At 72.8% G+C, this 9,569-nt stretch carries 11 protein-coding genes; 5 read left to right on the top strand and 6 right to left on the bottom strand.

Translation table 11 applies throughout. The features are described 5' to 3' along the window. Positions 1-98: 98 nt before the first annotated feature. The 3 genes from ACN6LM_RS36830 (at position 99) to ACN6LM_RS36820 (ending at position 2,796) form a co-directional block, all read left to right on the top strand. Entirely contained in the window at positions 99-1,133 is a 1,035-nt protein-coding gene (locus tag ACN6LM_RS36830) for a LacI family DNA-binding transcriptional regulator (protein ID WP_445069783.1), read from the top strand. Positions 1,134-1,253: 120 nt separating this feature from the next. Further along, positions 1,254-2,333 carry an aldose epimerase family protein gene (locus ACN6LM_RS36825; RefSeq protein WP_445069782.1) on the top strand — a complete coding sequence of 360 codons (1,080 nt, stop codon included), beginning with the start codon at positions 1,254-1,256 and terminating at the stop codon, positions 2,331-2,333. 94 nt (positions 2,334-2,427) lie between these two features. Then, positions 2,428-2,796: an ArsR/SmtB family transcription factor gene (locus ACN6LM_RS36820; protein ID WP_445069781.1), complete on the top strand. Its 369-nt coding sequence runs from the start codon at positions 2,428-2,430 to the stop codon at positions 2,794-2,796. 142 nt (positions 2,797-2,938) lie between these two features. On the opposite strand, the gene ACN6LM_RS36815 is transcribed toward ACN6LM_RS36820, so the two are convergent. The 5 genes from ACN6LM_RS36815 to ACN6LM_RS36795 all read right to left on the bottom strand — a co-directional run bounded on the left by ACN6LM_RS36815 (position 2,939) and on the right by ACN6LM_RS36795 (position 6,341). After that, positions 2,939-3,118, bottom strand: coding sequence for a hypothetical protein (locus tag ACN6LM_RS36815; RefSeq protein ID WP_445069780.1), 180 nt, complete (start codon positions 3,116-3,118; stop codon positions 2,939-2,941). 70 nt (positions 3,119-3,188) lie between these two features. Beyond that, the gene (locus tag ACN6LM_RS36810) at positions 3,189-3,890 is read right to left on the bottom strand and encodes an HAD family hydrolase (protein ID WP_445069779.1); all 702 of its coding nucleotides are present in this window, start codon (positions 3,888-3,890) and stop codon (positions 3,189-3,191) included. 72 nt (positions 3,891-3,962) lie between these two features. After that, the gene (locus ACN6LM_RS36805) at positions 3,963-4,655 is read right to left on the bottom strand and encodes a phosphatase PAP2 family protein (RefSeq protein WP_445069778.1); all 693 of its coding nucleotides are present in this window, start codon (positions 4,653-4,655) and stop codon (positions 3,963-3,965) included. Between the two features lie 70 nt (positions 4,656-4,725). After that, a complete protein-coding gene (locus tag ACN6LM_RS36800; RefSeq protein ID WP_445069777.1) occupies positions 4,726-5,661 on the bottom strand; it encodes a M56 family metallopeptidase in 936 nt (311 codons plus the stop codon). Between the two features lie 86 nt (positions 5,662-5,747). Further along, positions 5,748-6,341 (bottom strand): DUF5134 domain-containing protein, encoded by a 594-nt coding sequence (locus ACN6LM_RS36795; protein ID WP_445069776.1) that lies wholly within the window; start codon positions 6,339-6,341, stop codon positions 5,748-5,750. A 232-nt stretch (positions 6,342-6,573) separates the two neighbouring features. Between ACN6LM_RS36795 and ACN6LM_RS36790 the strand changes: the two genes are divergently transcribed. Then, positions 6,574-7,128 (top strand): GNAT family N-acetyltransferase, encoded by a 555-nt coding sequence (locus ACN6LM_RS36790; RefSeq protein WP_445069775.1) that lies wholly within the window; start codon positions 6,574-6,576, stop codon positions 7,126-7,128. A 3-nt stretch (positions 7,129-7,131) separates the two neighbouring features. On the opposite strand, the gene ACN6LM_RS36785 is transcribed toward ACN6LM_RS36790, so the two are convergent. Then, on the bottom strand, positions 7,132-7,815 hold the full coding sequence (locus tag ACN6LM_RS36785) for a glycerophosphodiester phosphodiesterase (RefSeq protein ID WP_445069774.1): 684 nt from the start codon (positions 7,813-7,815) through the stop codon (positions 7,132-7,134). Positions 7,816-8,067: 252 nt separating this feature from the next. Here ACN6LM_RS36785 and ACN6LM_RS36780 point away from each other — a divergent pair, with 252 nt between their 5' ends. After that, a complete protein-coding gene (locus ACN6LM_RS36780; protein WP_445069773.1) occupies positions 8,068-9,465 on the top strand; it encodes a DUF6421 family protein in 1,398 nt (465 codons plus the stop codon). The last annotated feature ends 104 nt before the right edge of the window (positions 9,466-9,569 follow it).

The following is a 9,569-nucleotide window of genomic DNA, read 5'->3' as shown; positions in this document are numbered from 1 at the left end:
GGCCCCACGTCCCCGGCACCGTTCGAGCCGATCGAGCCGAACCGGCGGGAGCCGGGCCACCGCGCCTTACCGCGCGACAAGTCGATTCAGGGAGTGCCGTGGGCGTCAGCCTCAAGGACGTTGCGCAACGGGCGGGCGTGTCCATCAAGACCGTGTCGAACGTGGTGAACAACTATCAGCACGTCACACCGAAGATGCGCGCCAAGGTGCAGCAGGCCATCGACGAGCTCGGCTACCGGCCGAACCTGACGGCTCGCCATCTGCGCAAGGGCCGCACCGGGATCATCGCGCTCGCCGTCCCCGAGTTCGGCAACCCGTACTTCGCGGAGCTGGCGGGCGCGGTGGTCGACGCCGCCGCCCGGCACGACTACACCGTGCTGGTCGACCACACCGGCGGACTGCGCGAGAAGGAGCTCCTGGTCAGCCAGGGCTTCCGGTCCCACGTCATCGACGGGCTCATCCTCAGCCCGATCCACCTGGAGACCGAGGACCTGATGGCGCGCACCGAGACCGCGCCGCTGGTCCTGCTCGGCGAGCGCGAGTACGAGGCCCCGTACGACCACATCGCCATCGACAACGTCGCGGCGGCCCGCGAGGCCGTACGCCACCTCGTCGACCTCGGCCACCGCCGCATCGCCTTCCTCGGCTCCCGTACCGGCCGCGAACGCCAGCCCGCCCACCTCCGGCTGCGCGGCTGGCGCGAGGAGCTGGCCGCCGCCTCCATCGAGCCCGACGAGGCACTGGTCGTCGTCACCGACGGCTACGGCCGCGAGGACGGGGCCTCCGCCATGGCCGCGCTGCTGGACCGGGGCGAGCGGCCCGACGCCGTCTTCGCGTACAACGACCTCATCGCCATCGGCGCCATGCGCACCCTCACCGCGCGCGGCCTGCGCATCCCCGAGGACGTCGCCGTCGTCGGGTTCGACGACATCGAGGAAAGCCTCTACGGCGCGACCACGCTCACCACCGTGGCGCCCGACAAGGAGGCCATCGCCCGGCTCGCCGTCGACAGCCTGGTCGAGCGCCTCTCGGGCGAGCCGGTGGCGGAGCCCCGGCGGCCCCGTCCCGGCTACCGGCTCGTCGTCCGCGAATCCACCGTCCCCCGGCCCGCCGCCGGACCCGCGGCGCCCTAGGACGTGCTTCGAAACACGCCCTGGGCACGGGCCGGACTCCCCGCCACCCCCGGGGAGTCCGCTGCCCACGGCCCGCCCGCCCGGCCGCTCCGGCCTTCCGATCGCCCCCAAGGATCATCGATGCCTCGCCCCACCGTGCACAGCAAACCGTTCGGCGCCCACGGCTCCACGGACGTCGACCTCTGGACGCTCGACTCCGGCACCGGAGTCCGGGCCGAGATCCTCACCTACGGTGGCATCCTGCACCGGCTCACCGTGCCCGACACCGCCGGCACCCCGGCCTCCGTCGTCCGTTCGCTGCCCGCGCTCGACGACTACACGGGCAAGAACCCGTTCTTCGGCGCCCTCGTCGGCCGTTACGCCAACCGCATCGCGCACGGCAGGTTCACCCTCGACGGTGTGGAGCACCAGGTCCCCGCCACCGACCGGGGCCACGCCCTGCACGGCGGGCCGGACGGCTTCCACACCCGGATCTGGCAGGCCGAGGGCACCGCCACGGACGAGGCGGCCGTCCTGCGGCTCGCACTGCACAGCCCCGACGGCGACATGGGCTTCCCCGGGGCGCTGGACGTCACCGTGACGTACACCCTCGACGCCGCCGGCACCCTCGCCCTCGACTACGCGGCCACCACCGACCGCGCCACCGTCGTCAACCTCACCAACCACGCCTACTTCGACCTCACCGACCGGGGCGACATCCTCGGCCACACCCTCCAGGTGGACGCGGGGCACTACCTCCCCGTGGACGAGGAGGGCATCCCCGAGGGCCCCGCCGCGCCCGTCGCCGCCACCCCGTTCGACCTGACCGAGCCGCAGACCCTCGCGGACCGGGTCGCCCTGCCGCACGAACAACTGCGCCGGGCCGGCGGGTTCGACCACTGCTGGGTTCTCGACGGCGCGGACGCAACGGCGGCTCCCCGCCGCGCCGCCCGCCTCGCGGCACCCGACGGCGGGCGCGTCATGGAGGTGTGGACCACCGAACCGGGCATCCAGGTCTACACCGCCAACCAGCTGGACGGCACCCTGGCCGACCCCGACGGCGGCCACCACGAGCGCCACAGCGCCGTCTGCCTGGAGACCCAGCACCTCCCCGACTCGCCCAACCGCCCCGACCTGCCGGCCACCGTCCTGCGCCCGGGCGAACACTTCCGCAGCCGCACGGAATACCGCTTCCCGCACCTGGCAGCCCGCAGGGCGTGAGTCCGTACCGGTCGGGCTCCCGTCCCGCACGGCGAATTACGATGAGCCTCGTAGTATGGGAGCCCCGGACGGAGCGACGATGCGGAGAGCGACCGTGACCCCTGCCAGCACCACCGCCCCGGCAGCGGGCGCGCGCGCCCTGCCCCACCCCGCCCGTGAGGAGATCCGGCTCGAAGCGGTCCTGCACGCCCTCTCGGACCCGGTGCGGCTGTGTGTCGTACGGGAACTGGCCGCCGCCGAGGCCGAGCTCACCTGCTCCCGCTTCGACCTGCCGGTCACCAAGTCCACCTCCACGCACCACTTCCGGGTGCTGCGCGAGAGCGGCATCGTCCAGCAGACCTACCGGGGCACCGCCAAGATGAACGGGCTTCGCCGGGACGACCTCGACGCGCTGTTCCCCGGGCTGCTCGACCGCATCCTCGAAGCGGCGGCCTGCCAGGCGGTGCGCCTCGGCCAGGGCTGAGGGCGGCCGGTATCGTCACCGTGCGGACCGGAGCAGTCGCCGATCGTAGTACTTCATTGACCGATCAGCCCTGACGGGACATGCTGTACCCCCGCCACGGACCGGTTCCGGCGACGCAGGGGATCGCCGGAGCCGGGACGTCTCAGTACGCGGGCCTCTCGCCGCCCCCGGTGGCGGCGGCCCACTCGACCAGCAGACTCTGGTACTGCTCCTCGTCCTCCGGCGACAGGTGGCCGCCCGAACGCCGCCACAGGTCGCGAATGTCTTCATTCACCACTGCTGCGGGGCGTACGGAATCGGACGGGCACGGAGTCGGGGACATGTTCTCCAGGCTAAGGCCACGATGTGACAATCCGACCCATTGCGCGTCAGGGACATCTCTCACATGTGTCTCAGGCAACCTTCTCGGTGAGTCCCAGCTCCAGCAGCCCGTCGGGCCGCTCATCCACCGGCAGGTGGCGTACAAAACGCACCTCGCAGCCCAGCGCCGCGGCCCCGCCGTCGGCGCGCCGGTTGTCGCCGACCATCACCACATCCGCCGGATCCTGTCCCAGAAGTGTGCAGGCGGTGTGGAAGAGCCGTGCGTCCGGCTTCTGGACGCCGTGCTCGAAGGAGAGGACGTACGCGTCCACATAGCGGTCCAGGCCGTGCGCGCGGAAGACGGGCCGCAGGTCCCAGCCGATGTTGCTGACGACCCCGATCCGGACCCCGGCCGCGCGCAGCCCGGCCAGGACCTCCGCCGCGTCCGGGTAGGGGCGCCAGGCGTCCGGGCTCAGATGGCGGGCGTAGAGCGCGTCGTACAGCCCGGGGTCGGGCAGGGCCACCTGGCGGGCCAGACCGGTGTACACGGCGCGGTGCAGCTCGGCGCTCTCGTCGCGGTGCGCCCAGCCGTCCGCCAGCTCCTCGGGCATCCGCGTCGGGTCGGGCCCGCCCGGCAGCGCGCCGAACGCCTCCAGCTCCGCCGCGTACCGCTCGAAGGCAGCCTCGTCCACGCGCACCCCCCGGTCGGCGAGAGTCGCGGCGAGCCAGGACCGGACCGGCTCGATCCGGAACAGCGTCCCGGAGAAGTCGAAGAGGGCACCCTTGATCGGCATGGCACCGATCCTCGCCGAACCGGCGCGCCCCGGGCAAGGGCGCCTGTCCGGCCACCACGGCACCCTGCCTGGTCAGAGCCTCCGGCACGGGGGTGCGGCGGCGCACCACCGGTCGAAGCCCCGGATGGCGAAGGCGGCCAGCGCCGCCCCCAGGAGCCACCCGCCCAGCACGTCGGACGGCCAGTGCACGCCCAGGTACAGCCGGGTGAGCCCGACCCCGAGCACCGAGACGGCCGCCGCGCCCACCGCCGCCCGCCATACCCCGCGCCGCGCACCGGACCGGTGCAGCAGCCACAGCAGCAGCCCGCAGCTCACCGTCGCCGTCATCGCGTGACCCGAGGGGTAGGCCGCGTAGTGGGCCGAGTCCACGGGGTCCGCCCACTGCGGCCGGTCCCGGCCGACGACCGCCTTGACGCCCTGCTGCACGAGCGCCGAGAGCAGCGTCGTCGCCGCGACCCACGCCGCGAGCGGCCGGGCCCCGCGCCACCACAGGGCCACCACCGCGGCGGAGACCAGGGCGCGGAACGTCCACGGGTCCCACAGCCAGTCCGTCAGCAACCGGTTGACGTGCACGAAGCCGGGCTCGGTCACCGCCCGCCGGTGCAGCGCCTCCGCGATCCGTGCGTCCAGGTCCACGAGCGGCTGCCACCGGGCGGCGACCAGCGCCGTCACCGCACCGCCGAGCACCCCGCAGACCGTGCCCGCCCGCGAGAGGCGCGAAGCGGGGCGGACCCGGCCGACGGGGGAGAGCAGCGGAATGTGCATGGCATGATCCTCGCCGACCGGCGCCCCCTCCGGCCATTCCAGCGCGCCGGAAAACGGAATCGCCGGTCCGCTACTTGAGCGCGCTGAGCCCCGGAACGAACGCCACCAGCAGCGGGACGACGGGCACCAGGGCCGCCGCCGCGGTCAGCCGCAGCCGCCGTCCGGCCGTGAGCCTGCCCGCCGGGGCCAGCAGCCGGTTCACCCGCAGCGGCAGCTCCGCGTCCGCGGCCGGGGACGGGCCGAACACACCCCGGTCCTCGTTGAGTTCGACCAGGGCGAGGGCGATCGTCAGCCGGCCGAAGCGCCGCGAGGCCACATCGTCGGCCGCCAGCTCGACCAGCCGGTGCATCTCGTTGCGGAAGGCCGCGAACACCGGCACCTGCGGGAAGCCGGAGGCCAGCGCCTCCGAGCAGTTGAGCAGCCAGTCGTGCCGGGCCTGCGCGTGGCCCTGCTCATGGGCCAGCACCGCGTCGAGCCCGCGTCCCTTCAGCCGCCCCAGCGCGGCTGTGGTGATGACGAGTTGGGGCGCGGCCCCCGGCAGCCACCAGGCGTCCGGACGCTCACCCTCCAGCACCACGAGCCGCCCGGACCCCGGCTCCTCGCCGGGCATCAAGGGGGCGCGCACCAGGAGTTCGGTCCGCCGCTGCCTGCGCCGCAGATGCGCCCGGTGGATCTCCCGGGCCAGCATGGCGGCCGTCCACACCCCGCCGAGGGCCAGCAGCACGGCCATCACCGCCGACCACACCCCGTGGCCGGCGAGCGCGTACGCCTCCACGACGGCGTGCGGCGCGGGCGCGAAGACATGACCCCGTACCGCCTGCCAGGCGGCGGCCGCGCTGAACGTCATGGAGAGCGCGAACGAGAGCAGCACCGCGCCCACCGCGCACTGCCACACCCACAGCGCCACCACCGGTTCGCGCTCGGGCCACTCGGCCCGCGCCATCAGGCGCGGGGTCACGACGGCGGCCAGTGCACCGAGCAGCAGCAGCGCTAGGGAGACCCACATGGCGTCAGCCTATGAGGGCCGCGCCACACACGGGTATGGCTCCGCGCGCCAAGTGACGCACACCACGAAAGGCGGCCCTTCCCGTCTCACAGGGTGAGCAGCATCGCGAACATGGCTATCCCCATGGTCAGCCGGCACGCGAGAGCCAGCTCCGGGCGGGCCCCCCAGCCCCCGGGCGCGGACCGCCCGCCGGTGGCCGCCGCGGCCACCGGCACCAGCCGGGCGCCCGAGCGCAGCACGTACACCGCGTAGTAGAGGAGGAGCAGCCCCGTGAGCAGGGGTATGCCGCCGGCGCCGGCCATGCTGGTGGAGCCCATCGCGTGCGAGCCGTGGCTGCCGCCGTGCCCGCCCGCTCCGGCCCGGGCCATCACCACCGCCATGTAGACCATCGCGGAGGAGCCGACCAGATGGTGCAGATGGTGTCCGCTGCGCCGGGAGAACCACAGCGCCCGCAGCGCCGCGATCCCGAAGAACACCGCGTAGAGCCCCCACCCCCACGCGGGCGGGGCGACGGCGGCGGCCGGTATCGCCATCGCGGCCATGCCGAAGCCCATCAGCGCCTCGGCCCGCGCGGCTCTGCGCTCCTCCGCGCTCCCCGTACGGGTGCGCAGCAAGCAGTACGAGCCCGTCACCGCGCACAACGCCATCAGCAGCCATCCGGACATCGCCGGTCCGTGCACAGCGGCCCTCCCCCCGGGCGAACGACATCGCCGTCGACCAGTAGATGCCCGGGGCCGGACACCTGTACGCGGCGCACGGAGGTGCAGGGGGAGCACGCAACGGGAGCGTTTCCGGGATGCGCCTGGCACGCGCCCCCGCGCGCCCCGCGAGGGCCGTCGGGAGCCCCGGCGCCGCCCCCGGAGTTACGCTGCTCCGGCACCGCCCCCGCACAGAATCCGGAGACACCCCGCCATGGACACCGCCCCGCCCCGGGACACGGGAGAACTGACCTTCCGCGACGCCACCGAAGCGGACATACCCGCACTCGTCGAGCTCATCGAGTCGGCGTACCGCGGTGACAGCAGCCGCGCCGGCTGGACCACCGAGGCGGACATCCTCCAGGGGCAGCGCACCGACCCGCAGGGCGTGCGCGAGGTGGTCGAGAGTCCGGGCAGCCGGCTGCTCGTGGTGGAGCGGGACGGCGCGCCCGTCGCCTGCTGCCAGCTGGAGCACCGCGGCGACGCCGCGTACTTCGGCATGTTCGCGGTCCGTCCCGCGCTCCAGGGCGCCGGCCTCGGCAAGGTGATCATCGCCGAGGCCGAGCGCACCGTCCGGCGGAGCTGGGGGGCGCGCGAGATGCACATGACGGTGATCTCCGTCCGCGACGAGCTCATCGCCTGGTACGAGCGCCGGGGTTACCGCCGCACGGGAGAACTGTCCCCGTTCCCGTACGGCAACGAGCGCTTCGGCATCCCGCTCCGCGACGACCTGGCCTTCGAGCTGCTGGTCAAGGAGCTGGACGGCTGACCGCTACGCGGGGGCGCCGCCCCCGCGCTGGATGTCGGGGTGGTCGGTGGTCACGCCGTCCAGCCCCAGCCCCTCGGCCAGCCGCAGCTGCTTCTGGGTGTTGACCGTCCAGCCGAAGACCGTCAGCCCCTCGGCGTGGGCCTTGTCGACCAGCTCCAGCGTGATGCGCCGGATGTTCAGGATGAGCCGGCTCGCGCCCACCGCCTTCGCGCGGTCCAGCAGGTCCGCGCCCCAGCGGCTGGCCACCAGCGCCGTCCGCACGCCCGGGACCAGCTGCGCGATCTCGGCGATCGCCTCGTCGTGGAACGAGATCACCTCGACGCGCTCGACCAGGTCGCGCTCGTGCATGACCCGGGCCAGGGTGCGGGCGGCCGCCACGTCCTTGATCTCCGCCTGGAGCGGGGACCGCACGGCGTCCAGGACCTCCTCGAAGACGGGCACCCGCTCGCCCAGCCCCGCGTCGAGCGCGCGCAGCTCGGCGAGCGTCTTCTCCGCGATCGGGCCCTCGCCGTCGGTCGTCCGGTCCACCTCCGCGTCGTGCATGACGGCCAGCGCGCCGTCCTTGCTGAGATGCAGGTCCAGTTCGACGAGGTCCACGCCCTCCTTCTCGGCACGGACGAACGAGCGCAGCGTGTTCTCCGGCTCGAAGCCCGGCGCTCCGCGATGACCGATCGTAAGAATGGACAAGGCCCGCTCGCTTCCGTCGACGCTCTCTTACCGAGGCAGCCTAGTGGCCTCGGGACGCCGTGCAGGGGAGGGGCGGGGTCGGCGGCGCAGCGCCCCTCGGAACCCCCGAAGAGACCGCCGTAGCGGTGTACCACAGGAAAAACGACGGTGACCATGGGGGTTCGCAGGATAATTTCCACAATCCCACTTGTCCCAGGGGCTCGCACGCGGATACGGTGGTGAGACGCGAGGTTCTCCCGTGGAGGAAGTGTGATGACGGAAATTCTTGTGCACGACGCCGCATTCGGCGACATAGATGCCGCCCCACGGGTGATCGAGCACCCGGCCTGGCCCGCGCTCAAGAACGCCGTGGAGGAGATCCGCCCCTGGCAGTCGAAGGACGGTTCCATCGATTTCGACGCCGAGGGCGCGCCGGCCCCGGCGCTCGCCGAGGCCGCCGTGGAGCGGGTGGTCGGTGCCGTCGAGGAGCTGTCACCGCTGCTGCCGCACGACGCCGCGTACCACCGCGCCCTCGTGAAGGACCTGCGCGGCTGGGTGGGCGGCGGTTTCGACGTCCCCGACTTCCTGGACTCCCTGCTGGCCTTCCAGCCGGCCAAGGGACGCGCCGACGGCCTCCAGCACCTGGTCGTCTTCGCCATGTACACCCAGAACGGCAACCCCGACCGCAATCTCGAAGCGGTCGTGCTGCGGATGGTCTGGCCCGACTGGCTCGCCGAGCTGGAGGCCACCCGTTACGACAACCCGCTGTTCTGCGGCATCACCTTCGAGGACTTCACCTCCGGTTACGACACCGACTCCGCGGTGCTCTTCCCGGAGACCATCGCCGTCCGCGAGGCCCCCGAGCGCTTCAGCTGGGGCGGCATCTTCTGCGACCGCGAGGCCGCCCGCTTCCGCCGCGTCACCGAGGCGGCCGTCGACCTCCTCGGCGTCGAGCTGCCCGACGACATCCGCGCGATGATCGGCGACCAGCAGCGCTGCGAGCAGGCGTTCGTGCTCTGGGACATGGTCCACGACCGCACCCACAGCCACGGCGACCTGCCGTTCGACCCGTTCATGATCAAGCAGCGGCAGCCGTTCTGGATGTACGGCCTCGAGGAGCTGCGCTGCGACCTCACCGCCTTCAAGGAGGCCGTGAAGCTGGAGGCCGAGGGCAACCCGCACGGCCGCGACGTGCAGTACGCCGTGCTCTTCGACCGGATGTTCCGCTTCCCGGTCACCGGCGAGCGCGTCCGCAACTACGACGGCCTCGGCGGCCAGCTCCTCTTCGCGTACCTCCACAAGCACGACGTGGTGCGCTGGACCGACAACACGCTCCGGATCGACTGGGAGCGCGCCCCGCAGGTCACCAACCAGCTCTGCGCCGAGATCGAGAAGCTGTACCGGGACGGCATCGACCGCCCCAAGCTGGTCCATTGGTTCGCCGCGTACGACCTCGTCTCCACCTACCTCGCCCCGCACCCCGGCTCCCGCTGGGCCAAGGGCCCCGACGCCCTGGACCTCTCCCAGCCGCCCCGAAAACTCGTGGACGACGTGCTTCCGGACGAGTTTCCCCTGAGCATGTTCTATGAGGCCCTCTCCAAGAAGCTGAAGAGCGTGATCGCCTCGGCCAAGGGCATCACCGGTTCGGACGCGGGGAAGGCTGCCGCGTGAGCACAGGTTCCAAGGAGGCGGAGGCCATGAACGGAACAGGCACGGGCGGCGCGCTCGAAGGGGCCGTGGTCGCCGTCGCGGGAGCCGCCGGGCCGGCCGGCCGG

The sequence above is a fragment of the Streptomyces sp. SAS_281 genome, assembly GCF_052542855.1.
Note: the sequence above shows the minus strand (reverse complement) of the source record. Positions and strands in the feature narration are given on the sequence as shown.

What these genes read in the sequence shown, in the direction of transcription:
- ACN6LM_RS36815 (WP_445069780.1), bottom strand. Translation starts at nt 3,118, where the DNA reads ATGTCCCCGACTCCGTGCCCGTCCGATTCCGTACGCCCCGCAGCAGTG.
- ACN6LM_RS36790 (WP_445069775.1), top strand. Translation starts at nt 6,574, where the DNA reads ATGGACACCGCCCCGCCCCGGGACACGGGAGAACTGACCTTCCGCGAC.
- ACN6LM_RS36805 (WP_445069778.1), bottom strand. Translation starts at nt 4,655, where the DNA reads ATGCACATTCCGCTGCTCTCCCCCGTCGGCCGGGTCCGCCCCGCTTCG.
- ACN6LM_RS36780 (WP_445069773.1), top strand. Translation starts at nt 8,068, where the DNA reads ATGACGGAAATTCTTGTGCACGACGCCGCATTCGGCGACATAGATGCC.
- ACN6LM_RS36800 (WP_445069777.1), bottom strand. Translation starts at nt 5,661, where the DNA reads ATGTGGGTCTCCCTAGCGCTGCTGCTGCTCGGTGCACTGGCCGCCGTC.
- ACN6LM_RS36825 (WP_445069782.1), top strand. Translation starts at nt 1,254, where the DNA reads ATGCCTCGCCCCACCGTGCACAGCAAACCGTTCGGCGCCCACGGCTCC.
- ACN6LM_RS36810 (WP_445069779.1), bottom strand. Translation starts at nt 3,890, where the DNA reads ATGCCGATCAAGGGTGCCCTCTTCGACTTCTCCGGGACGCTGTTCCGG.